The organism is Pseudomonas sp. AL10, assembly GCF_029960685.1.
Taxonomy (GTDB): Bacteria; Pseudomonadota; Gammaproteobacteria; order Pseudomonadales; family Pseudomonadaceae; genus Aquipseudomonas; species Aquipseudomonas lactis.
Genome location: NZ_JASBQZ010000042.1, coordinates 21,725 through 43,843, shown reverse-complemented (window position 1 = coordinate 43,843; position 22,119 = coordinate 21,725). Strand labels below are relative to the sequence as shown.

Below are 22,119 nucleotides of genomic sequence, written 5' to 3'. Positions count from 1 at the left end.
CGTGGTTTGACGGGGCGCCTAAGATCAAAAGCAGATCAAGAGCAAGATCAAGAGCAGCTCGCTTCGCATCGTGGTTAGCGTTGAATTAGTTCTGCGCGATGGGGAGTTCGATGCAGAATTTCGCGCCGGCCTCGCTGTTGGTAACGCTCAGGCGTCCGCCCATGTTTTCCACAATCCCATAGCTCACCGAGAGGCCCAGCCCGGTGCCCACGCCTATCGGTTTGGTGGTAAAGAACGGCTCGAAAATCCGCTCCAGCAAGCGCGGGTCTATCCCGCCGGCGTTGTCTTCGACCCAGATGCGTACATGGCGGCTGTCGTGCTCGCTATGCAGGGCAATCCAGGGGCGCAGGGCAGGGTCTTTTTCTCGTTGGCTGAGCAGGGCGTCGCGGGCGTTGACCATCAGGTTGATCAGTACTTGTTCTAGTTGGTCGACATAGCCTTTGACCTGTACCGAGAAGTCGGTAGGGCTGATGCGCACGTCCACGCCTTTGCCGCGCAGGCCTTCGCTGAGCAGGGAGAGGGTGCCCTCCAGTGCTTGCGCGGGGTCGAAGGGTTGCTGCTCGATTTCCGAGCGGCGGCCGAAGACGCGCATGTGGTCGACCACTCGTGCGGCGCGTTGTACCTGGGCGTCGATACGTTGCAGTTTTTCCGTGAGGTAGTCGATTTGCACATCGCCATTGCCCAGGCGCTTGAGCACATTGGCGATGGCCATGCGCATCACGTTCAGCGGCTGGTTGATCTCATGGGCCAGGCCGGTGGCCATTTCGCCGAGGGTGGCCATTTTTGCGCTTTGGGTCAGTTGTTGCTGGGAGCGGCGCACTTCGGTGTTGTCGCGGCCCACGGCTTGCACTTCGATCAGGGCGCCTTGTTCATCGAAGACGCCGCGGTCCGACCACACCCACCAGGCATGTTCGCGCCCCGGCAGTTGCAGGCTGATTTCCGCGGTGCTCACCGGGAATTCCGGGGTCAGTTGCTGGATGCGCTGCACAAAGGCGGCGCGTTGTTCATCCGACAGCCACTGGCCCAGGTTGATGCCTGGCAATTGTTCGGGCCGGCATTCCAGGTAATTGGCCAGCGGCGTGTTGCCGAAGGTGAGGATCAGGTCGGGGCGGTAGCGGCAGATCATCGCGGGTGAGTCTTCCACCAGGATGCGGTAGCGCTCCTCGCTCTGGCGCACCTGCTCGGCGGCCAGGGTCGCCTCGGTGACGTCCAGCCACAGGCCTACGGCTTCCACCGGCAGGCCGAGGTCGTCGCGCAGCAGCTTGGCTTCGTCGAGCAGCCAATGGTAGTTGCCTTGTTTGTCGCGCAGGCGGTAGCGGCTGCGCACGTTGCCTTCGCGCAGCAGTTGGCGGGTGCGTTCGAAGTAGTGTTCACGGTCGTCGGGGTGGATCAGCGCTGCCAGGGTGTCGTGGTTGCAATCGGCCAAGGTCCAGCCCAGCAGCGGCAACAGGCTGGCGCTGAAAAACGCCGGGTGCAGCGCGCCGTTGACGTAGCGCTGCACGTAGATGACGGCCGGTGAGCTGGCGATCAGGTTGTCCAGGCGCGCATGGGCGGCGGCGGCTTGCAGTTGCTGGTTCTGGATGTCGCTGATGTCGAGCATGAAGCCGATCCAGCGCCGTTCATTGCCGGCGCCCAGCACTTGGCCTTGTATGCGGTACCACAGGGGCGACTGCTCGGACTCGGTGCGTTGCAGGCGCACGCTGGTCAGCAGTGGCTTGCCCAGGGCCTGCAGGTCTTGCAGGCGGCTGTTGAGGGCCTGGCGGTCGGCGGGGTGGATGAGTTCGAGCCAAGTGCCGAGGGGCTGGCGGGTGGGGCCTTCCTCCAGGCTCAGGTTGCGCAATAGTTGCGGCGCCAGCTGGATCTCCTGGGTAGCGGGCAACAGTTCCCACCAGCCAGTGCCGAGCAGGCCTTGCAGGGCTTCTACCCGTTCCAGTTGCTGGTGGTGACGCTGTTCGCGCAGGCGGCCCAGCAGCGGCGCGGCGAGTGCTGCGCACAGGTTCAGCCAGTCACGCTCGCCGGTGTGGTATGCCTGGCCGTTATAGAAACCACACAGCAGCCACGCGGCGGCGCCATGGCTGTCGCGGTACGGCACCAGGAAACCGTCGGCATTGCCAAATACACTGTGCAAGCGCGGGTTGTCGCTGCGGCCCTGGGCAACGTCCAGGCTCAGTGGCGTGTTGCCGTTGATGCTGTCCAGGCTGGTGCCCAGGTGCTGCCCGGTTTGCCATAAGGCCGGGGCGTCGTGGGCGGTGTATTGGCTGTAGATGCGCCAGCCCTGGTCATCTTCGTCGAGCAGTGCCATGGCGACGCAGGGGATGCGCCAGCGCTGGGCCACGCTGCGCAGGTGTTCGCTGAACACCTGAGGCAAGCGGTTGAGGCTGCACACGCGCAGCTGTTCGCTCATCAGGGCGGCGAGTTGGTGGTTCTGTTCGCGTTGCTGCACCCGTGCCCGGTCAGCCAGCAGGTCAGTGATGTCCAGCAGGTGCAGGGCCCAGGCGTCGCCCTCTGGCTTGATCCAGCCGCGGGTATGCAGGACCTGGCCGGCGGCGCCCTGGAAGTCCAGATCCAGGCCGTGTCGTTGCCACTCCTGCGGTGTGCCCTCGACACTCAGCGCGCTGTCGGCACACAGCAAGGCCTGCAAGGGTGGGTTGGGCACGTTGGCAAGATGCTGGGCAAGCAAAGGCCTCAAGGCGCCCGTGATGCTCAGCACCCGGCCCAGGTTGTCCAGTTGCACTTGCAGGCCCGGCGCGGGCGTCGTTGGCGCGTCCAGAGCCAGGGCGCTGGTAAGCCCGCGCAGGCGTGCGAACAATTTATCCCCTGTCGTCAAAACTGAAGGCTCGAGGTGGCAGTGAGGTTGGTGGGCAGGTTGGGTACGGTACCCACCCCAGGCAACACCAGGGCCGGCAAGACCGCTTTGATATTGGCCGAGGGGTAGGTGATCTTCACCGTCAGCAAATTATTGGTGTAGGTGGCGGTGATATAGCCGGGCAAGAACTTCAATGAGCCTGGGATCCAGTTCAACTGGGCCTGGGCTGCATCCTTGGCGCGTTGCACAACCAGGGCCGAATAGCCGGCGGTGCTGGGGTCCAGGGACACACTGCGGCGTACCCCTTCGGCGGCCGCTTGGTGAAATGACTGCATCAACAGCAGCGGCAAGCTGTAGCTGAGCATGCCGTAGAACACCGCAAAGAAAATCACGAAGACCAAGGCAAACTCGATCGCCGCAGCACCTTTTTGCTTTCTCGGGAGGCTCGATTTCATGACTGCGTCTACCCTGAGGCGAGTACTTGATATCAGCATAGAATCATTCAGCCAAAAGGGATGTTTTTTACGTGATCCAGACGCTAGTGATTGTGCTGTGGTTGGGCGTATGTGCCGTGCAGGATATTCGCCAGCGCCAAATTGCCAATACGCTGACCCTGGGCGTCGGGCTGTTGGCGTTGATCTACCTGCTGTGGGCGGGGTCGACGTGGCTGGGCGCGCCCCGCAGCGAGGGCGGCCTGGCCCTGGCTTTGGCGCTGGTGCTGACCTTGCCGGGCTATGCGTTGGGCCGCTTTGGCGCAGGGGATGTGAAGTTGCTCGCCGCCCTGGGGCTGGCCTCCAATATCGAGTACCTGCTGGGGTCGCTGATCGGTGCGGGCATCGCTATGGTGGCCTGGACACTTATGCATCAAGGGCTTAGCTCAAACCGCGTTAAGCGGGCAGGGCCCGCGTCAACAAAACAGCCTTTTGCGCCCTTCGTTTTGACAGGTTTTGCCGGCAGCTGGTTTTGGATCCATCAGTCGCGCGAGTTGATTAATGCTATGTACATAGTCGGAAAGTACGTCTACGTTTAATCAGGAGTTGTGTAGGAATTTTCGTCAGAAAGGATAGGTCATCATTTGGCTTGCCAGGCATGGAGTAGCGCGTGAACAAGCTTACGTCCGCAGTAAAAGTGCTCGTAGTCGACGATCAACCCTTAATCGTAGAGGAGCTCTGTGAATTTCTTGAAAGCAGCGGGTACCGTTGTGTCCCGTGTGAGTCCAGTGAGCAAGCTGTCCAGCGTTTCAAGGAAGACCTTCAGATCGGTTTAGTGCTGTGTGACCTGCATATGCCGGACATGGACGGCATCGAGCTGGTGCAGGCGCTGCAACGGATCGCCGGCAAGCATCGCGCGTTCGAAGCGATCATGCTTACCGGTCGCGCTGACAAGCAGGATGTGATCAAGGCCCTGCGTGCAGGTATCGCCGATTACTACCAGAAGCCGATCAACCTCGATGAATTGCTCGAGGGCCTCAAGCGCCAGGAAGCGGCATTGGAGGAGCGGCAGAAAGACCTGCAGTTGGGCACGCTCAACCAGAAGTTGCAGTACCTGTCCGAATCCATCAACGACTTGTATATGGACTTGGACAAGGTGCGCCGCAACCCGACGCCCCAGGACCATGACGGGGACCCATCGGCCGATGAAGCCGGGCCGGTGGAGATCCCGGCGATCTTCAATCAACTGTCACCGCGCCAGTTGGATGTGGCCCGCCTGGTGGGCAAGGGCCAGACCAACTACCAGATTGCCTGTGAGCTGGGGATTACCGAGAACACGGTCAAGCTGTATGTGTCCCAGGTATTACGCCTGACCCATATGCACAACCGCACGCAGTTGGCGCTGGCGTTGTCACCGAACAACTCGGCGATGCGCCAGCGAGTAACGGCGCACTAGCACCGCCCCCTGTAGGAGCGAGCTTGCTCGCTCCTACAGGGGGGATTTTATTTGCTGCCCTGCGCAGTCCCGCCTACTTTCTGATCAAAAAACTCCGGGATTGGATGCTTGTTGCTGTCCAGCCAGCGCTTGAGCGCCTGCTCGCGTTCTGCCGGCGTTGTTTTTTGCGGATTGGCCGAGGCGGCGCGCCCGCTCAGTTGCAGCGCCATCCAGTTTTCCGTTTCTGCCTGCCGGGGTGAAGAAGGCCCTGCTTCGATGGCCGAAGCGAGGAGCGGCAGGGCCAGGCAGGCAAGGCCGGCGAGGTGGTGGAATTTCATCATTGACTCCCTATTTCACAGAGGCCGGCAGCGTGTCGCTGACCGCCGCTACCTGATCCTTGACTGGACGCTGCGGTGCCGTGCCAGCGTCCTTGAGGTGTTGCGCGCGTGCCTGGGCCTGGGTCACCTGCTCGGGGCTCAACCCGAGTTGGCCGACCACTTTCGCGGCTTGCTCCCAGTTGTCTTGGTAGATCAGCAAAGTCACCAGGTTCACCGCCGCCAGTTGATCGCTCTGCTTGAGCTCGATGGCGGTCATGAATTCAAAGCGTGCGTCTTCCAGGCGCCGTTGGTCGAGGTACACCACGCCCAGGTCATTGCGGATTTTTTCGTCGGTGGGCGCCAGCCGTGCCGCACGCTGCAGGTGAGCCATGGCCTGGCCGTTGTCGCCCCTGGCCGACGCCAGTTGCCCCAGGCCGTGCTCACCGTCGGCGGCCAGGCAAGTGCCCAGCAGGCTGCGGTACAACGGCTCGGCGTCTGGGCGGCCCAGCAAGCGATAGGCGCGGGCTTGGCGTTGACGAACCTGGGGCAGGGCGCTGGGCAGGTTCTGCAGGTTGGCGAGGCTGGCGTGCAGTTTGCCTTCGTTGGCCATGTCATCGGCCAGGTTCAACGACAGCTCCTGGTCGGCGCTGGGCTTGGGGCAACTGCCCGGTGCCAGCAACCCGGCCCACGGAACCTGGCCATTGCTGGCACAACCGCCCAGTATCAGCAGGCTCAAGGCGACGATCAGTGGTTTCATGGCAGGCTCCTCAAAAGTTATTCAAGGCTCGGGAGATGGCGATCATCGCCGGCCCCCCGAGCACGATCAGCAAGGCGGGAAACAGGAACACCATCATCACCACGGACATCTTTGCGGACATCTTCGAGATGTATTCCTGCAGGCGGGTCAGGCGGCGGTCGTCGAGCAACTGCTTGAGGGCCAGCAAGGATTTCATCGCGCCGCCGCCCTGGTGGATCAACTGCTGAAGGATGATGCAGGTGTCGGTGAATTCATCCACGGCCAGCAGGCGTGCGGTCTTGCCCAACTCTTCGGACAGCTCCAGGCCGGAGTCGACCCTTACCAGGATCAGGCGCAGTTCATGGGTCAGGTCGGGGAGCAAGCGCTGGGCTTCGGTGCTCAACACCCGCAGCGATTGTTCAACTGCCATGCCGGATTCGAACAGGATGCGCAGTAACGGAATGAACGTGGAAATTTCCCGCGCGATACGCTCCTGGCGGTATTTCGCGCTGAGGGCCAGGATGCGCTTGGGCAGCAGGTAACCGATGCCCAGGGCAATTGCCGGGGCAATCCAGGGCGAGCCGGCGTGAGGAAACAGCAGTTGCTGGCCGAGCAGGGTCAAGCCCAGCAGCACGATGGGCACGCCGATCTGGAAGGCGGCGAACATGGAGCGCTGGTTGGCTTTGCGCCAGCCGACGCGGTTGAGCAGGGTCTGGGTTTCGTTGTCCAGGCTGACCGAGCGCTGGGCCACGGCGCTGGCGCCCAATTGGCGCATCAGGCTGCCGAGTTTGTCCTCGCGGGTCAGTTGGCCTTGCAGGCGTTGGCTGACCAGGCGTTGACGGCGCCGTTGCTCCAGCAGGTTGCCGACGATCAAGGCGACGGCGGCGAGCGACAACAGGATGCAGATCAGGATGGCCATCTCAAATACTCCGCAACATGCGCCACATGACGAAGGTGCCCGTGATGTCGAGCGCCGCCGCGGCCAGCAGCAGGTATTGCCCGGTTCCGTCATTCCACATGCTCATCAGGTAGCCCGGGTTGACCATCAAAAAGTAGCCGACCATGGCGATGGGCAAGCCTGCCAAGACGTACGCGGTCATGCGCGTTTCGCCGGTCATGGCCTTGAGTTGGCGTGCACCCTGTTCGCGCTCGCGGATCATCTTGATCAGGTTTTCCAGCAGCTCGCTGGCGTTGCCGCCGTAGCGGTGGTTGACCTTCAGGCCCAGGGCAAACAGGCGGAACTCATCGCGCTCGTAAAACTCGGCAAAGTCGCTGACCGACTCCGGCAGGCTCACGCCCATTTGCACGTTACGCTGGATGCGGCTCATGGCCTGTTTGAGCGGCGCTTCGGTGCTGTCGATCGCACCCAGCACGGCGTCTGCCAGGGTGCGCCCGGACTTGAGGCTGCGCACGCTGTGGTCCAGTAGTTGGGGTAATTGTTCGATCATGCGCTGCACTCGCCGTTGGTAGCGCCAGGCGATAAACACACGCAGCAGCAGCGGCGGCATGATCAGCATCACCAACAGGCCCAGCCCGCCGGCCAGCAAGTAACCCAGCAACATGCCCACCGCCCAGGTACTCAGCCACAACCCCAGGCGATCGGTGGGCTTGCCCAGGCCGGCGCGCTGGAACATGCGCTCCAGCGCGACCCAGCTGCCGTTCGGCTCCTGGGCTACCGGCTGGCCATCGGAGAGGCGCTCCAACACCCGATCGGTACCGGCCTGGCGCAGCCCTCGCTGGAACAGCCAGACGGACAGGCTGATCAGCAGGACGCAAATGAGCAGCAAGACAAGTCCGGTCATGAGCCCTCTCTACAACGGCAATGCCGATTCACGCCGCAGCTTGTCGCCGGCCGGGTTGAGCGCTTCGCGCAGGAAGCCAAAACCGGTACGGCGGTCGAGGCGGAACAGGGTGTTGGTGACATACACGTCGTCGCGCACGCCAACCACTTCCACCACCTCGCTGACGCAACGGCGCCCATCGGGCAGGCGCGTCAGTTGAATCACCACATCCAGTGCAGCGCAGATCATCTGCCGCAGGGTTTTCTCCGCCACCACACGGCCGGTCAGGCCCACCAGGGTTTCCAGGCGCAGCAGCGCGTCCTGGGCATTGTTGGCGTGCACGGTGCTCATGGAACCGTCATGGCCGGTGTTCATGGCGGTCATCACGTCGAGCACTTCGACGCCACGGATCTCGCCAAGGATGATGCGGTCCGGGCGCATCCGCAGGGCGTTGCGGATCAGGTCGCTGGCCTTGACCTCGCCATGCCCCTCGGCATTGGGCGGGCGGGTTTCCAGGCGCACCACATGGGGGTGGCCCAGTTGCAACTCGGCCACGTCTTCGATGGTGACCAGGCGTTCGTGGGGGTTGATCAATTGGCTGAGGATATTGAGCAGCGTGGTCTTGCCGGTGCCGGTGCCGCCACTGATGAGGATATTGCAGCGTTTGCCCACCGCCTCCTGGAAGAACTCGAAGATGTTGTGGTCGATGGTTTGCATCGCCACCAGGTCGCTGCTCTTGAGCATGTCCTTGCGAAACTTACGGATCGACAGGCAGGGGCCGTCCAGGGCAATTGGCGGGATGATCGCATTGACCCGGCTGCCATCGGGCAAGCGCGCATCGACCATCGGCGACGACTCATCCAGGCGCCTTCCGAGGGGCGCGAGAATGCGCTGCATTACACGTTCTACATGGTGCGCATCGATAAAACGCAGGTCGCTCTGGTGGAGCACCCCGTCACGCTCGATAAACACCCGGTGCGGGCCGTTGACCAGGATCTCGGTGATCGACACATCGCGCAGCAGCACTTCCAGCGGGCCGAATCCGGTCAGCTCATCGACGATTTCCTCAGCCAGACGCTCCATCTCATAACGCGAGATCGCCAGGTGCATGCGCGTGATGTACTCGGCCACTTTGTCGATGACAAATTGCGCCAGGGATTGGCGCGAGCCTTCCAGCAGGTTCTGGCCGGATTCTTCGATGGCATCGATGATGTAACGATGCAGCACCAGTTTCAGGCCATCGTGGTCGTTGTGCGCGGCTGCCCCACGGGCCGGGGCGCCGAAGAGTTTTTCGCTGTTCATCGACTCGTCCCCAGCAGGCGTTCGAACCAGCGTGTCGAAGGTTTATCCAAGCCTTCGGTGCGTTTGGCCAGGCGCTCGCCCAGGTGGCGCAGGGCTTGGGTCAAAGCTTCGCGTGGGGCCAGGGTGAACAGGCTTTGCCCCTGGTTTTTGGCGTTCAGGCGCACTTCGGGGCTCAGGGGCAGCACGGCGATGCACTCCAGGCCGAAGCTTTTTTCCAGGGCTTCGGTGTCGGGGGCACAGCCTTTGATGTAGCGATCGACGAGCAGCTTGGCATGGTCGAGCTTCATGCCTTTTTCGCGCCACAGGTTCAGCACCGCCAGGTTACGCCGACAGTCGAGCACGCCCTGGTCGGTGCACCACAGCAACTTGTCGCAGTGGCTGACAAAGGTGCGCAGGGCTTCGCTGTCCGCTTGCCCGGTGAGGTTGACCACGATGTGCTGGAAGTGCTGGCGCAAGGCGCTGAGCAACATGTACAGCTCGGCGGCGCTGGTTATTTCCAGGGGCTCATCGCTGGCGGCGTAGGCGAGGATGCGCAGGCCATCGTCGGTGCTGGTGAACGCGCTGTTGATCAGGGTGGCGTCCAGGCGGCGCAGGTGGCGCAAGGCGTCGCCGAAATTGAAGGTGCTGTCCAGGCCCAGCAGCGCCAGGCTGTCGCCCCTGGGCAGGCCGAGGTCGAGCATCAGCGTCTGCTGGCCACTCTTTTGCACCACCATCGCCAGGTGGCTCGCCAGCAGGGCGCCATCGGTGTTGCCCTGGGCGCCGTAGAGCACGGTGAGGCCGCCGAGATGGGCGTTCGGCGCCGTGGGCGGCAAGCGCTTGCTCAGGCGTCGCACCAGCCCGGCCACTTCGCTGGAGCGCGAGCCATAGGCGACAAAATCCCGGGCGCCGGCACGCATGGCATTCAAGACAAGCTGGTTGTCCATGCCGTCGCCCAAGGCCACTACTGCCAACATCGGCTTGGCTTCCAGGGCGCCTTCGATCAAGGCACTCTGGGCCACCAGGTGTTCACGGTCCAGGCCTACGAACACCAGGTTGGCGAAGGTCACGTCCACCAGTGCCAGCAATTCATCGAGGCTGCCGCCGCCCACGCTGATCACTTGGCCAAGGGGCGCCAGCGCGCCCTGGAGCCATTCCAGGTCGGTGCTGTTGCGGGTGATTGCCAGGAAGGTCTGGCTCAGGCTATCGCTCATTGGGAAAGTCCACTGCGACGGTCGAAGTTGCCGTTTTCCAGGAAGAACAGGCGGAACCAATTCGGGTCGTAGGTGCGCAGTTTCTCGCCGGGCAGCGACGGCAACTGCGCATTGGCGGCCAGTGGCTGTACCAGATGCGGCGTGACGATCATCAGCAGTTCTTTTTCTTCGCTGTTTATAGTGGAGTCGCGGAAGAAAGCACCAATGATCGGGATGTCGCCCAGGCCTGGCAGCTTGGCGATCGTGGAGCGGTTGGTGCTGCTGATCAGGCCGCTGATCACGAAGCTTTCACCGTCGGCTAACGACACGCTGGTGTCGGTGCGCCGGACGGTCAGGGCGGGTACCTGGATGCCCTGGATCCGGATCGCGTTGTTGTAATCCAGCTCGCTGACTTCCGGGGCGACTTTCAAGGCGATGCGGTTGTGGTCGATGACCGTCGGCGTCAGCGTCAGGCGAATGCCGAATTCCTTGTACTCGATGGTGATGGTATCGCTGCCGGCACTGGGCACCGGAATCGGCACTTCGCCGCCGGCCAGGAAGGTCGCGCTCTGGCCGCTCATGGCCACCAGGCTCGGGCGTGCCAGGGTATAGGCGAAGCCGCTGCTTTCCAGGGCGTTGATCAGTGCCTTGACTCGGCCACCGCCAAACCCGATGTTGAAGTTTTCGGCGCTCACCGGCAATTTGAAGATGCCCTCTGAAGGGGATAGCAAGCTCGGGCTGCCGAGGAAGAAATTGTTGCCCATGCCGAGGATCTTGGTGCTGGCCTCCTTGAGCTTGGTTCGGCTGACTTCGACGAAGCGGATATCGGTCTGCACCTGGCTGGGCAGCGTCGGGTCTTCGGAGGGCGACAGCGATTGGCTGGTCAGCGCCGAGGTGGCCTTGCCTTTGACGAACACCATGCTCTGGCGCGGGGTGGTCGAGCAGCCTGTCCACACCATCAGGCTGGTGGCACCGCTGCCGACACCGGTGAGCAGAAAGTGGCGGTCGCCGTTGACCCGCACGTCGGCGATTTTTGGGTCGCCGATGGCCAGGCGCGTAATCGCTACCGGCGATTGCAGCTCGGTTTGCAAGCCTTCGCCCACCTCGATCACGGCGGGCAACTGGCCCAGGGCGTTACAGCTGCCCGATGCGCCCATCGCCATGCCCAGGGGCAGGCACGGCAGCATCAAGGCCAAGGCCAATTGAGCGTAGCGTTGGCTCATTCAAGGCATCCTTGTTCAATCAGGGGGTAGGTTGTGCCGCCGCCGCGCCGCGAATCACTTCGACGCCCCGACGCTGGCCGGTGTCGGCCACCGCGGGGGTGATTTTTTTTGGCGGGCCGCTGAGGGCCAATTGGGTGAATTGGTAGAGGTCGCGGTTGGCGCTTTGCACCTTGTCCGGGGTGTCGCTTTCGCCGGCCCAGTAGCGGCTGAGCAGTTGTTCGTCGGCACTGCGCACGGCCAGGCGCAGCGTGCCGGCTTGGGAGGCGAGCATCAGCCGGCTCAGCAAGGGTTCGGGCACCGCCAGCACCACACTGCGCGCGGCAGTGCGGCGTTGGGCAGCCTGGGCGCGTTCTTCGGCGGTGGCGGGTGGCGGTACGGCCGGGGTGCCGTCGTTGGCCAAGCCCAACTGATCACCGACGCTGAGCAGGCGAATTGCCGGGATGACCACCTGCGCCGACTGCTCGGCATTGGCATTGTCCTGGCGCAAGAACAGCAAGACATCCACGTAATCGCCGGGGCTCAACTGGCCACCGGCACCGATGACCTCATCGACGGCGACGGCCAGCGCTCGTTCGTTTGTACGAATCATGCGGGCCAGGGGGCCGCCGGCGGTGAAGCTCTCATCATTGAGCCAGGTGCCGGCACCCAGGGCCCGCAAGGGCGTGCGGCCGATGGCCTGGTCAACGCTGGTCAGGCTGCCAGCCGGCACGGTGCGCAGTTTTTCCACGGCGACATCGGCAGCCGTGAGGGGCACAAAAGGCGCAACCGCATGCACCAGCACCACGACCGGCTGGCGGGTTTGGTCTTCCACGACGGCAACGGTTTTTTCAACGGAAATGACAGGTTCTGGCGAGGGCGCTACGGAGGGTGCCGGTGGACGACTCAGCACCAGGCCCCAATACCCTGCAACCAGGGCTCCGATAAGCAGCAAGCCAGCCAGGACCATGCTGATACGACTGTTCATGACGGCGCTCCCTATCCTGTTGCACTGCTTTTATTCCCGTTTATCCAAACGAGTTAAATTCGCAACTGGGCTGTGATGAACAACTAACGATTTGGCTATTTGAAGGTAGCCCAGCTAGGACAAATTGCCATTACTGAATGAAAAATTTATCTGCGCGGTTACAGCGGGGGCTGTAAATAACGGATTTGTGGGGCTGGCGGGGTGACTAATACTTTGTGATTAATTCGTTCTTACAGTTGTGAGTGTTAAATTTGTTGACAATGCTCTAGTGGCACACGGCAATCATTGTGTGGGCCAGCTGTATCGGCGCTTTGTGGCGCATGAGGGAGATCTCCTATGATCCTTGACCTGTTCTTGAAATTTTACATTCACGCTCAGTTATTCCTGCGCCGTAGAGACGGGGCGTCGGCCATTGAATATGTGATTATTGTGGCGATAGTTGCATTAGGTATCATCAGCTTTGGTGGTGGGCTTGGCGATAAAATAAAAGCCATTTTTCAGCAAGTGTCTGATGCGCTGCCAGCCGCGTAATAGTCATTGCTACAGGTTATTGTTCCGGTAATTATTTTATCAGGTACCGCCCATGACCCACCTTTCGTCATCCCGCCAACAAATCCTATTGGTGGATGACGAGGAGGATGCGCTGGTCGAGTTGGCCGAATCCCTCGAAAACGAGGGATTCGTCTGTTTTACCGCGACCTCCGTCACCTTCGCTTTGCAAGAATTGACACTTAACCCCGATATCGCCCTGGTCATCACCGATCTGCGCATGCCTGAGGAAAGCGGTATCTCCTTGATCAAGCGCCTGCGCGAACATACCTCACGCTCGCATTTGCCTGTGATCGTGATGTCTGGCCATGCAGAAATGGACGATGTCAGCGATATGCTGCGTTTGCAGGTGCTGGACCTGTTTCGCAAGCCTATCTACCTGGTGCGCTTGCTCGATACCCTCAACAACCTGTTTCCCCTCTCTACACCTGGTCGGTAACGGACCGGCACCGCTTATTAAATGTGGGAGCTGGCTTGCCTGCGATAGCGGTGGTTCAGTTAAAGATTCATTGACTGACACACCGCCTTCGCGAGCAAGCCCGCTCCCACATTTGGCTCGTGGGGTGCCAGGCACTTTGTCGTCGATTGTCCGGCCGTCATCGCAGGCAAGCCAGCTCCCACATAAGCTCCCACGCAACAGCTTCACAGTTGATAACTGAAACTCAGCGTATACCGCGGCCTGCGGTTGAAGCTGTCCAGGGCGATATCCGACATTGGTTTGGCCGCCTCCAGCGCGATGTTGTAGTACTTCTTGTCGCCAAAGCGTAGACCCACCGCCGCCGAGGACATGTCGTTAGCCTTGACTGGCAGGTCGTTGAACCAGGATTTGGCGCGGTCGACTACTACGTAGGGTTGCAGGATCTTCACCCAGTTGCCGGTGCGGTTGAAGCTGTAGTTGACCTCGTACGCCACCCCCCAGCCTTTGTCGCCCGAGCCTTGGTCGTCCGGGTAGCCACGGCCGAAATTCTGCCCGCCGAAGGTCACGCGTTCGCTGTCGGGCAGGGTGTTGTCGCTCCAGTACAGCGCACCGGAGAGCACGCCTTGCCAGTTGTCGAAGAACTTGTCGCTTTGCACGCCGGAAAGGCGCAGGCGGAAGAAGTCGAGGTCGGGTTTGGCCACGCCCAGGTCACTGCGGGCCTTGGCGCCCAGACCGTCGATGCCCTGGTACAGGCCACCACTGATGATGCGCAGGCGTTGCGCGTCGGCTTTGCGCCAATCGCCTTCGAAGGCCAGGGCACGCAGGTTGGATTCGATGTCGAAACTCAGCGGGAAACCCACCAGTTTGTAGCGCGTGGTCTGGTCGACGGCGTACAGGCGCGTACCCAGGGTGAGTGACTCGGTGGGGGAGGCAATGAACGGGTGGCTCAGGCCAATGGAGTAACGGTCGATGGACTGGTGCGGCTTGAGTTCGAAACCGCCGTCCAGTTGTACGCTGCTGTTGGGGTCGGCGCGATAGCGTTCGGCGGCGAGTGCCAGTTGGGTGCCCTCGGCGTTGATGAACTGGTTGTAGTCCACGCGGTAGTAATGTTCTTTGTCCTCGCCGGGCGGGAACAGGCCGCTGACGCTGAGCTGTTCGCCCATGGACGTCTGGGAATTGCTGGTAGCGCTCAGCAACGCTTGCGTGCCGCCACGGCTTTTTTGCACCAGGCTCATGCTGGTAGTGAAAGGTTTGCGGCTGGCCTGGATCTGCATGTGCGTGGCGCCATCGGTGGTGCCCGGTGGCGGTACTTGCGCCTGTACGCTGAGGCCGGGGATGCGGCTCATCAGCGTGGTGTAGCGCTCGAACGTCTTGCGGGTCAGCGGGCGCTCAGCCAGGAGCTTCTGCGCGAGCTTATCGACGTAGGCCGACACCGAACCGATGTCGCCGGTTTGTTGATAGTCCTTGATGTAGCCCTCCACCAGTACCACGCGGACCAGGCCGTTTTCGAAGTTCTGTTGCGGCAGGAACGCGTAGGACAGCAGGTAGCCATCCTCCTGATAACGGCGGGTGATGCCACGGGTCGCTTCAATCAGTTGGGCGAGGTTGGTTTCCCGTCCAATCAACGGCGCATACACCTTTGCCGTCTCGGCGAGCGGGTAGATCGTTCCGCCTTCGATCTGCAACTTTCGAATAGTGACCTTGGTGTCCATCAACAGCGGTTGGCCGGCAGTCGGCGGCGCTTCAGGTACCTGGGTTTTCGACGTGGGTGGTCGGTAGGCATCAGCGGGCAGGTTGGGCACCGGCAGGGTGCGGACAGTGTCGTTGCTGTTAAGAAAGCTGGGAAGGGTCTCGGCCTGGGCGTAGGCACTGAGGGTGAGCAATAACAACGGCGTCAACACGCGCATAGGACACTCCATGGTCAACTGCAGCAGCGCTTCGGGCCCGCCGGGTTCTGGGACTCGGTTCGGGAGGGCGGCGATTGATAAAACGTGTCGCCGCCCATAAAAAAGACGAGAGACTTATTAAAGGTCTCTCGTCTCAACCAAGCGTAGGCGCTGTAGGGGAGGCCGTCTAATCGGCCAGGTGCATTTCTATTTGCCGGTCAGGCCGTTCAACAGACCGCCCAGACCGCCTGTGGCTGTAGTGCCGCCTGTGGTTGTGGCCGTGCCGGTTGTTGTGGCGGTAGTGCCGATATTCAGGCCGCCGAGCAAGCCACCGCTGGTGCCGCCAGTGGTGCCGCCGGTTACCAGGCCACCCACCGAGGCGACGGTGCCGCCGACCGCTGTGACGGTGGTGCCCACCGCGTTGGTGATCGGGTTGGCATTGGCTGCCGTCAAGTTAGTGCCCACGCTGCTCACAGCGCCGCCGACTTGAGTGACCAAACCATTCACCGGAGCTCCCACACCGGTAGTCGTGCCGATGGTTTGCGTCAGGTTGGTGACGCCGCTGGTCACAGGGTTGAGCGCTGCGCCGACATTGGCGGCTACGGTGGCGACCGGTGCGGTAGCTGCGGTGTTTGCTACACCTGTGCCACCCAGCACAGTGCCCAGCGAGGCAACGGTGCCGCCGACTGCACCACCGGTCACACCCGCTGCACTGACGGTGCCGTTGGTGTTGCCCACGTTCAGGCCGGTACCTACGTTAGCCACCAGGCCACCCACCAGCTCTGGAATACCGGGAGCCGAGGTGCCACCGGTTGGGGCCACATAACCGCCCGATTTATCCAGTGTGCCACCGACGCCAGTGAGCACGGTGCCGACAATACCGGTGACTGGGTTGCCGGTGCCGCCAGTGCTGGCGACTTGAGTACCCAGGCCAGTGACAGCCGAACCGACTTTATCCAGTACGCCATTGAGTGGAGCGCCCAGGCCGGTTGCGTTGCCCAGGTTGCCGGTGGTGTTTTCCACCAGCGACACCACAGGCACCACGACTTTGCTGCCCAAGGTGTTGGTCAACGAACCCAGCGGGCCGGTGGTGCTGGCCGTGCTCAGGGTGTCGCCGAGCATGGTAACGGTGGTGCCGACTTTATCCACGACGCCACCTACCGCTGTGCCCACGCCACCTGTCACGCCGCCGACCACAGGTATGCCGCCCAGAGTGGTTGACAGCGATTGGCCGGTGGTCGAGAGGCCGCCGCCCAGGTCCGCCACGCCATTACCTACGCCTGCCACTGTCGTGCCGAGGGAGTTGCTGTTGGTGCCCAGTGAGCCCAAGCCGGTGGTCACACCAGTGCCGATGCTGTTAACAGCAGTGCCTGCCGAGGTGACCAGGCCGCCAGCGGTTGCGCCGACGATCGGTACGCCATTCAGCGTCGAACCCAGGTTACCGACCGCTGTACCGACATTGCCGACTGTGGTGCCAAGGGTGCCGGCGATTTGGCCGGTGACCAGTGGGGTGGTTGTCGAACCTGTTCCGCCACCGGTGCCGCCGCCAGTGCCGCCGCCAGTGCCTCCGCCGGTGCCGCCACCAGTGCCGCCACCAGTGCCTCCGCCGGTGCCGCCACCAGTGCCTCCGCCGGTGCCGCCACCAGTACCGCCGCCAGTGCCTCCGCCGGTGCCGCCGCCAGTACCGCCGCCAGTACCGCCGCCAGTACCGCCGCCAGTACCGCCGCCAGTACCACCGCCAGTACCACCGCCAGTGCCGCCACCAGTACCGCCGTCACCGCCGCCGGTGCCACCGCCCGTACCGCCGTCGCCGCCGCCAGTGCCGCCACCGGTACCACCGCCCGTACCGCCGTCACCGCCGCCAGTGCCACCGCCTGTACCGCCATCACCGCCACCAGTACCTCCACCTGTACCGCCTCCGGCACCTGCACCCGCATCCGGCGATGACGCCGCCACGCTGGATTTATGCCCGCCACCACCGCTGCTGCAGCCGCCCAGGCTCATTGCCAGAACGAGGGCCAGCGCGGTACTTGCTTTCCAAAACACGACTTGAGTTTTCATGATTGAGTTCCTTGCACCTGGTACAACCTTGGTTGTTTCAAACCCTCGTTATTTCTTTGGATAACGATAGGTTTGTCCGTGTGGATATCTCAGGCCAGTGCACTCTTTCACGCAATGCTCAACTTGGTATTAACGATTTATATACATCCGGCCATCGTCGGCTTAATGACTAATACCAAAGGTGTAATGGAGGGATGTTTCAGGATGTTTATATGATTAAAATCAAAGCGTTGTAAATAAAGGCGGACCTCGTAAGGTCCGCTATAACTTAGGGTGTATATATACAATTAATCAGGGGTTTTCAGGCAATCGGCTGCCACTTCCCCCGCATATGTTGAATATCCCCAGCGCCTTTGAGTTCCAACGCCCCGCTGGAACCGGCCGCGCTGCTCATCAATATCACTTCACTGGGCAGGCGCACCGGCTTCATGAACTCGACGTCAATTTCAATATTGGCGGCCGGCAAGTGTTCTGCCAGCGCCGCGAGGGTGCGCGCCTTGTTCCACAACCCGTGGGCGATGGCCTGGGGAAAACCGAACAGCTTGGCGGTTGGCGCACTGAGGTGGATGGGGTTGTAGTCGCCGGACACGCGGGCGTAGCGGCGGCCTATGTCAGTGGGCGCGTTCCAGCGCGTCAGTTCGGTGAGCGTGCCCTGAGTCTGCAATCCGCTGTCCGCAGCTTCGCCTTCAAGCTTCACGCCCCGACATAACATCTGGCTTTCGGCTTCCCACAGGAGCCCAAGGGCATCCTCTACAACGGTGACGATGTCAAAGGTGGCCCCCTTGGGATGGGGGCTGAGATTGCGTGCGTAAACGCCGACACTCACGTCACCCACTCCACCTAGAGGCCGATGAATACGGATGCGATTGCGCAGGTGGATCAACCCCAGCAGTGGAAACGGAAACGTCTTGTCCGTCAGCAATTGCAGTTGCAGGCCGAACGCGAGGATATGCGGATAAGTCGCCGGCAGCATCGGGCTGTCAGCAAAACCGCACACCTTGCGGTACGCCGCAACGGCGCCGGGATTGACATTCATCCGGCAGCGCAACCCACGTTCGGGCAGTGTGCTGCCGGTGATCTTGCGCTTGAGCGCCGCACGCCAATACAGCGGCAGTAGAGGTGGGGTGCTGTCCAAGGTTTGCCATTGCATGCTCAAGCTCCCAGCAGGCTTTGCCCACACACCCGCAGCGCTTGGCCGCTGACCGCACCGGAACCCGGCTGGCTCAGCCAGGCGACGGCTTCGGCCACATCCTGAGGCAAGCCACCTTGGCCCAGGGAGCTCATGCGGCGCCCGGCCTCGCGTAGGGCGAAGGGAATATGCGCGGTCATCTGGGTTTCGATAAACCCAGGCGCGACGGCGTTAATGCTGATCCCACGTTCCTTGAGCAGCGGCGCCCAGGCTTGAGCCAGGCCGATGAGCCCGGCCTTGCTCGCGGCATAGTTGGTTTGCCCACGGTTGCCGGCGATGCCACTGATGGAGGCCAGCAACACCACCCGTGCGTTGTTTTGCAGGGTGCCGCTGTCGAGCAGGGCCTTGGTCAGCACTTGCGCAGCCTTGAGGTTGACCGCCAGCACTGCGTCCCAGTATTCCGGGGTCATGTTGGCCAGGGTTTTGTCGCGGGTGATGCCGGCGTTGTGCACCAGGATGTCGAGCCCGTCTGGCAGGTGTTCGATCAGTTGGCGTGCGGCATCTTCGGCGCAGATGTCCAGCACCACCGTGCGCGCATTCAGGCGTGCGGCCAGGGCTTCGAGGTCAGCCTTGGCCTGGGGCACATCGAGCAGAATGACCTCGGCGCCGTCGCGGGCCAGGGTTTCGGCGATGGAGGCACCGATGCCTCGAGCGGCGCCGGTAACCAATGCCTTGCGCCCGGCCAGCGGGCGCGTCCAGTCTTGCACCGGGGTATCGCAAGCTGCCAGGCGAATGACCTGGCCCGAGATGTAAGCGCTCTTGGGCGAGAGGAAAAACCGCAGCGCGCCTTCCAACTGGTCTTCAGCGCCGTCGCCCACGTAGAGCAACTGCAGCACGCCACCGCTGCGCAGCTCCTTGGCCAGGGAACGGCTGAACCCTTCCAGGGCGCGCTGGGCGCTGGCGGCGAACGGATCGCTGAGGCTTTCCGGCGCCCGGCCAAGGATCACCAAGTGGGCACTGTGGTCGAGGTTTTTAAGCAGTGGTTGGAAGAATTCGCGCAGCTGCTTGAGCTGGTCGGCTTGCTGCAAACTGCTGGCGTCGAACACCACCGCCTTGAGCTTGGGGCCGTGCCCTGGAATCCACGCGGGCGCTGTCGAGGCTTCGGCGCCGTAGCTGTAGACGGCGTCGGTGAGTCGGTTGGCAAACGCCAGCACCTGGGTCGCCAGTGCGCCACCGCCCAGCAGCAGTGCGCCTTCGACCGGGCGCAGGCGTCCGGCTTGCCAGCGTTCCAGGCGTACCGGTGACGGCAGGCCAATGGCGGCGACCAGGCGATGGCCGAGGCTTGAGTTGGCGAAGTCGATATAACGGTCAGACATGGAACGCTCTCCGAAGGCTGGGGTTCAAAGGTTGACCACCCTGGGGTGGCAGTCGTTCGATTGAGCCTAGGCTAGGCTTGATGATTCCACCCACTACCACAAGGGAGCTTTCCATGACTCAATTGCGCCGTGTAGCGATCATTGGCGGTAACCGCATTCCTTTCGCCCGTTCCAATGGCCCCTACGCCACGGCGAGTAACCAGGCGATGCTGACTGCCGCGCTGGAGGGCCTGATCGAGCGCTACAACCTGCACGGCCTGCGCATGGGCGAGGTGGCCGCCGGCGCGGTGCTCAAGCATTCCCGTGATTTCAACCTGACGCGTGAATGCGTGCTCGGTTCGCGCCTGTCACCGCAAACCCCTGCGTACGACATCCAGCAAGCCTGCGGCACGGGGCTTGAGGCGGCGCTGCTGGTGGCCAATAAAATTGCCCTGGGCCAGATCGAATGCGGCATTGCCGGCGGGGTGGACACCACCTCGGACGCGCCGATTGGTGTGAATGAAGGGCTGCGCAAGTTGCTGCTCAAAGCCAACCGCAGTAAATCCATGGCTGACAAATTAAAGGTTCTGTTACAACTTCGTCCCCAGCACCTCAAGCCGGAGCTGCCGCGCAACGGCGAACCGCGCACGGGTTTGTCCATGGGCCAGCACTGCGAGCTGATGGCCCAGACTTGGCAGATCCCCCGCGCCGAGCAGGACCAACTGGCGTTGGAGAGCCATCAGAAGATGGCGGCGGCCTACGCCGCAGGCTGGCACAACGATTTGCTTACGCCCTTTCTCGGCCTCACCCGCGACAACAACCTGCGCCCCGACCTGACCCTGGAAAAACTCGCCAGCCTCAAGCCGGCCTTCGAGCGCAGCGAAAAGGGCACGCTCACCGCGGGCAACTCCACACCGCTGACCGATGGTGCCTCTCTGGTGCTGCTGGGCAGCGAGGCGTGGGCCAAGGAGCGTGGGCTACCAATCCTGGCTTACCTGCGTGATGGCGAAGCAGCGGCGGTGGATTTTGTCCACGGCGCCGAGGGCCTGTTGATGGCGCCGGTTTATGCGGTGCCACGCTTGCTGGCGCGCAACGGCCTGACCTTGCAGGACTTTGATTACTACGAAATCCACGAAGCCTTCGCCGCCCAAGTGCTGTGCACGCTCAAGGCCTGGGAAGACGCCGACTATTGCAAGACCCGCCTGTGCCTGGACGCACCGCTGGGGTCGATCGACCGCAGCCGGCTCAACGTCAAGGGCAGTTCCCTGGCGGCGGGCCACCCGTTTGCCGCCACCGGTGGGCGGATCGTCGCCAACTTGGCTAAATTGTTGGATGCGGCGGGCAAGGGCCGTGGGCTGATTTCCATTTGTGCCGCCGGTGGTCAAGGCGTGACGGCGATAATCGAACGCTGATTGCCGATAAAATTGGCCCATTGAATGCATTCCCAAGGGGTCAGAGGTCAGTAGCCTCTCCCCCCGGCGAGCCGATTGCCGTATAACGAGTTCCACACGCGTGTTTGGTAATACAGGACCCACAATAAAAGCTGATGAAGACTCCTAAACGCATTGAACCCCTGATCGAAGACGGTCTGGTCGACGAAGTGCTGCGCCCTCTGATGAGTGGTAAAGAAGCAGCTGTTTATGTGGTGCGCTGCGGCAATGAATTGCGTTGCGCCAAGGTTTACAAGGAGGCGAATAAACGAAGTTTTCGTCAGGCATCCGAATACCAGGAAGGCCGTAAGGTCCGTAACAGCCGCCAGGCGCGAGCCATGGCCAAGGGCTCCAAGTTCGGCAAGAAAGAAACCGAAGATGCCTGGCAGAACGCTGAAGTGGCGGCGCTGTTCCGCCTGGCCGGTGCGGGCGTTCGCGTGCCCAAGCCGTACGACTTTCTTGAAGGCGTGCTGTTGATGGAACTGGTGGCCGACGAATACGGCGATGCGGCGCCGCGTCTGAATGACGTCGTGCTGGACCCGGACCAGGCGCGCGAATACCACGCCTTCCTGATCTCCCAGATCGTGCTGATGCTGTGCACCGGCCTGGTGCACGGTGACCTGTCCGAGTTCAACGTACTGCTCACGCCTACGGGCCCGGTGATCATCGACCTGCCCCAGGCGGTGGATGCGGCGGGCAACAACCACGCCTTCAACATGCTGGAGCGCGACGTCGGCAACATGGCTTCCTACTTCGGGCGTTTTGCCCCGGAGTTGAAGAAGACCAAGTACGCCAAGGAAATGTGGGCGCTGTATGAAGCCGGCACCTTGCACCCGGCCAGTGTGTTGACCGGTGAGTTCGACGAACCGGAAGAACTGGCGGATGTGGGCGGTGTGATCCGCGAAATCGAAGCGGCGCGGCTGGACGAAGAGCGTCGCCAGGCGATTCGCGCAGCGGATGATGCGCCACCGAGCAAAGTACCGGACGAGCCACCGCCACCGCCTTGGATGCAGTAACTTACAACGGCGCTGATCGTTCCCACGCTCTGCGTGGGAATGCATCCCTGGACGCTCTGCGTCCTAAAGCGTGACGCGGAGCGTCGAAAGCGGCATTCCCACGCGGAGCGT

At 62.2% G+C, this 22,119-nt stretch carries 20 protein-coding genes; 6 read left to right on the top strand and 14 right to left on the bottom strand.

Annotated elements, in window-relative coordinates:
- Positions 1 to 85 precede the first annotated feature (85 nt).
- Both QK296_RS24970 and QK296_RS24965 read right to left on the bottom strand, forming a co-directional pair.
- Positions 86 to 2,827: a PAS domain-containing sensor histidine kinase gene (locus QK296_RS24970; protein ID WP_094775228.1), complete on the bottom strand. Its 2,742-nt coding sequence runs from the start codon at positions 2,825 to 2,827 to the stop codon at positions 86 to 88.
- On the bottom strand, positions 2,824 to 3,261 hold the full coding sequence (locus QK296_RS24965; RefSeq protein WP_003188217.1) for a TadE family protein: 438 nt from the start codon (positions 3,259 to 3,261) through the stop codon (positions 2,824 to 2,826). The genes QK296_RS24970 and QK296_RS24965 overlap by 4 nt, the downstream gene beginning before the upstream one ends.
- A 71-nt stretch (positions 3,262 to 3,332) precedes the next feature.
- Between QK296_RS24965 and QK296_RS24960 the strand changes: the two genes are divergently transcribed.
- Together QK296_RS24960 and QK296_RS24955 are read left to right on the top strand one after the other, a co-directional pair.
- Positions 3,333 to 3,836, top strand: a complete 504-nt coding sequence (locus QK296_RS24960; RefSeq protein ID WP_003188219.1) for a prepilin peptidase — start codon at positions 3,333 to 3,335, stop codon at positions 3,834 to 3,836.
- A 71-nt stretch (positions 3,837 to 3,907) separates the two neighbouring features.
- The gene (locus QK296_RS24955; RefSeq protein WP_003188220.1) at positions 3,908 to 4,693 is read left to right on the top strand and encodes a response regulator transcription factor; all 786 of its coding nucleotides are present in this window, start codon (positions 3,908 to 3,910) and stop codon (positions 4,691 to 4,693) included.
- A gap of 47 nt (positions 4,694 to 4,740) precedes the next feature.
- On the opposite strand, the gene QK296_RS24950 is transcribed toward QK296_RS24955, so the two are convergent.
- From QK296_RS24950 to cpaB, 8 genes are read right to left on the bottom strand one after another with little or no spacing between them, the layout of a single operon-like run.
- A complete protein-coding gene (locus QK296_RS24950) occupies positions 4,741 to 5,010 on the bottom strand; it encodes a DUF3613 domain-containing protein (RefSeq protein WP_003188221.1) in 270 nt (89 codons plus the stop codon).
- Between the two features lie 10 nt (positions 5,011 to 5,020).
- Complete coding sequence (locus tag QK296_RS24945) at positions 5,021 to 5,746, bottom strand: tetratricopeptide repeat protein (RefSeq protein WP_282391633.1); 726 nt, start codon at positions 5,744 to 5,746, stop codon at positions 5,021 to 5,023.
- Positions 5,747 to 5,756: 10 nt separating this feature from the next.
- The gene (locus QK296_RS24940) at positions 5,757 to 6,644 is read right to left on the bottom strand and encodes a type II secretion system F family protein (RefSeq protein WP_003188224.1); all 888 of its coding nucleotides are present in this window, start codon (positions 6,642 to 6,644) and stop codon (positions 5,757 to 5,759) included.
- A gap of 1 nt (position 6,645) precedes the next feature.
- Positions 6,646 to 7,527 carry a type II secretion system F family protein gene (locus QK296_RS24935; RefSeq protein WP_282391630.1) on the bottom strand — a complete coding sequence of 294 codons (882 nt, stop codon included), beginning with the start codon at positions 7,525 to 7,527 and terminating at the stop codon, positions 6,646 to 6,648.
- A gap of 9 nt (positions 7,528 to 7,536) precedes the next feature.
- Positions 7,537 to 8,808, bottom strand: a complete 1,272-nt coding sequence (locus tag QK296_RS24930) for a CpaF family protein (RefSeq protein ID WP_003188227.1) — start codon at positions 8,806 to 8,808, stop codon at positions 7,537 to 7,539.
- Positions 8,805 to 9,998 (bottom strand): pilus assembly protein, encoded by a 1,194-nt coding sequence (locus tag QK296_RS24925; protein WP_034134625.1) that lies wholly within the window; start codon positions 9,996 to 9,998, stop codon positions 8,805 to 8,807. Before QK296_RS24925 ends, QK296_RS24930 begins: the two co-directional genes overlap by 4 nt.
- Positions 9,995 to 11,200 carry a type II and III secretion system protein family protein gene (locus QK296_RS24920; RefSeq protein WP_003188229.1) on the bottom strand — a complete coding sequence of 402 codons (1,206 nt, stop codon included), beginning with the start codon at positions 11,198 to 11,200 and terminating at the stop codon, positions 9,995 to 9,997. The genes QK296_RS24925 and QK296_RS24920 overlap by 4 nt, the downstream gene beginning before the upstream one ends.
- A gap of 19 nt (positions 11,201 to 11,219) precedes the next feature.
- The gene (gene cpaB / locus QK296_RS24915; protein WP_212613807.1) at positions 11,220 to 12,164 is read right to left on the bottom strand and encodes a Flp pilus assembly protein CpaB; all 945 of its coding nucleotides are present in this window, start codon (positions 12,162 to 12,164) and stop codon (positions 11,220 to 11,222) included.
- 336 nt (positions 12,165 to 12,500) lie between these two features.
- On the opposite strand from cpaB, the gene QK296_RS24910 reads away from it, so the two are divergent.
- Together QK296_RS24910 and QK296_RS24905 are read left to right on the top strand one after the other, a co-directional pair.
- On the top strand, positions 12,501 to 12,695 hold the full coding sequence (locus QK296_RS24910) for a Flp family type IVb pilin (RefSeq protein WP_020302460.1): 195 nt from the start codon (positions 12,501 to 12,503) through the stop codon (positions 12,693 to 12,695).
- Between the two features lie 52 nt (positions 12,696 to 12,747).
- Positions 12,748 to 13,152 (top strand): response regulator, encoded by a 405-nt coding sequence (locus QK296_RS24905; protein WP_282391629.1) that lies wholly within the window; start codon positions 12,748 to 12,750, stop codon positions 13,150 to 13,152.
- Positions 13,153 to 13,355: 203 nt separating this feature from the next.
- Here the strand turns inward: QK296_RS24905 and QK296_RS24900 are convergent, their stop codons facing one another.
- The 4 genes from QK296_RS24900 to QK296_RS24885 all read right to left on the bottom strand — a co-directional run bounded on the left by QK296_RS24900 (position 13,356) and on the right by QK296_RS24885 (position 19,583).
- A complete protein-coding gene (locus tag QK296_RS24900) occupies positions 13,356 to 15,038 on the bottom strand; it encodes a POTRA domain-containing protein (RefSeq protein ID WP_282391628.1) in 1,683 nt (560 codons plus the stop codon).
- 186 nt (positions 15,039 to 15,224) lie between these two features.
- Entirely contained in the window at positions 15,225 to 17,078 is a 1,854-nt protein-coding gene (locus QK296_RS24895; protein ID WP_282391627.1) for a collagen-like triple helix repeat-containing protein, read from the bottom strand.
- Between the two features lie 301 nt (positions 17,079 to 17,379).
- The gene (locus tag QK296_RS24890; RefSeq protein WP_282391626.1) at positions 17,380 to 18,228 is read right to left on the bottom strand and encodes a MaoC/PaaZ C-terminal domain-containing protein; all 849 of its coding nucleotides are present in this window, start codon (positions 18,226 to 18,228) and stop codon (positions 17,380 to 17,382) included.
- A 2-nt stretch (positions 18,229 to 18,230) separates the two neighbouring features.
- Positions 18,231 to 19,583 carry a 3-oxoacyl-ACP reductase gene (locus QK296_RS24885; protein ID WP_120247978.1) on the bottom strand — a complete coding sequence of 451 codons (1,353 nt, stop codon included), beginning with the start codon at positions 19,581 to 19,583 and terminating at the stop codon, positions 18,231 to 18,233.
- A gap of 113 nt (positions 19,584 to 19,696) precedes the next feature.
- Between QK296_RS24885 and QK296_RS24880 the strand changes: the two genes are divergently transcribed.
- Positions 19,697 to 20,974, top strand: coding sequence for an acetyl-CoA C-acetyltransferase (locus QK296_RS24880; RefSeq protein ID WP_034134630.1), 1,278 nt, complete (start codon positions 19,697 to 19,699; stop codon positions 20,972 to 20,974).
- Between the two features lie 134 nt (positions 20,975 to 21,108).
- Positions 21,109 to 22,008, top strand: coding sequence for a PA4780 family RIO1-like protein kinase (locus QK296_RS24875; RefSeq protein WP_003188241.1), 900 nt, complete (start codon positions 21,109 to 21,111; stop codon positions 22,006 to 22,008).
- Positions 22,009 to 22,119: the final 111 nt, after the last annotated feature.

Excerpts from the sequence above, each read along its gene's own strand:
- QK296_RS24895 (WP_282391627.1), bottom strand. The coding sequence starts at position 17,078 with ATGAAAACTCAAGTCGTGTTTTGGAAAGCAAGTACCGCGCTGGCCCTC.
- QK296_RS24935 (WP_282391630.1), bottom strand. The coding sequence starts at position 7,527 with ATGACCGGACTTGTCTTGCTGCTCATTTGCGTCCTGCTGATCAGCCTG.
- QK296_RS24930 (WP_003188227.1), bottom strand. The coding sequence starts at position 8,808 with ATGAACAGCGAAAAACTCTTCGGCGCCCCGGCCCGTGGGGCAGCCGCG.
- QK296_RS24920 (WP_003188229.1), bottom strand. The coding sequence starts at position 11,200 with ATGAGCCAACGCTACGCTCAATTGGCCTTGGCCTTGATGCTGCCGTGC.
- QK296_RS24880 (WP_034134630.1), top strand. The coding sequence starts at position 19,697 with ATGACTCAATTGCGCCGTGTAGCGATCATTGGCGGTAACCGCATTCCT.
- QK296_RS24905 (WP_282391629.1), top strand. The coding sequence starts at position 12,748 with ATGACCCACCTTTCGTCATCCCGCCAACAAATCCTATTGGTGGATGAC.
- QK296_RS24875 (WP_003188241.1), top strand. The coding sequence starts at position 21,109 with ATGAAGACTCCTAAACGCATTGAACCCCTGATCGAAGACGGTCTGGTC.
- QK296_RS24890 (WP_282391626.1), bottom strand. The coding sequence starts at position 18,228 with ATGCAATGGCAAACCTTGGACAGCACCCCACCTCTACTGCCGCTGTAT.
- QK296_RS24945 (WP_282391633.1), bottom strand. The coding sequence starts at position 5,746 with ATGAAACCACTGATCGTCGCCTTGAGCCTGCTGATACTGGGCGGTTGT.
- cpaB (WP_212613807.1), bottom strand. The coding sequence starts at position 12,164 with ATGAACAGTCGTATCAGCATGGTCCTGGCTGGCTTGCTGCTTATCGGA.
- QK296_RS24900 (WP_282391628.1), bottom strand. The coding sequence starts at position 15,038 with ATGCGCGTGTTGACGCCGTTGTTATTGCTCACCCTCAGTGCCTACGCC.
- QK296_RS24950 (WP_003188221.1), bottom strand. The coding sequence starts at position 5,010 with ATGAAATTCCACCACCTCGCCGGCCTTGCCTGCCTGGCCCTGCCGCTC.
- QK296_RS24940 (WP_003188224.1), bottom strand. The coding sequence starts at position 6,644 with ATGGCCATCCTGATCTGCATCCTGTTGTCGCTCGCCGCCGTCGCCTTG.
- QK296_RS24910 (WP_020302460.1), top strand. The coding sequence starts at position 12,501 with ATGATCCTTGACCTGTTCTTGAAATTTTACATTCACGCTCAGTTATTC.
- QK296_RS24965 (WP_003188217.1), bottom strand. The coding sequence starts at position 3,261 with ATGAAATCGAGCCTCCCGAGAAAGCAAAAAGGTGCTGCGGCGATCGAG.
- QK296_RS24925 (WP_034134625.1), bottom strand. The coding sequence starts at position 9,998 with ATGAGCGATAGCCTGAGCCAGACCTTCCTGGCAATCACCCGCAACAGC.
- QK296_RS24885 (WP_120247978.1), bottom strand. The coding sequence starts at position 19,583 with ATGTCTGACCGTTATATCGACTTCGCCAACTCAAGCCTCGGCCATCGC.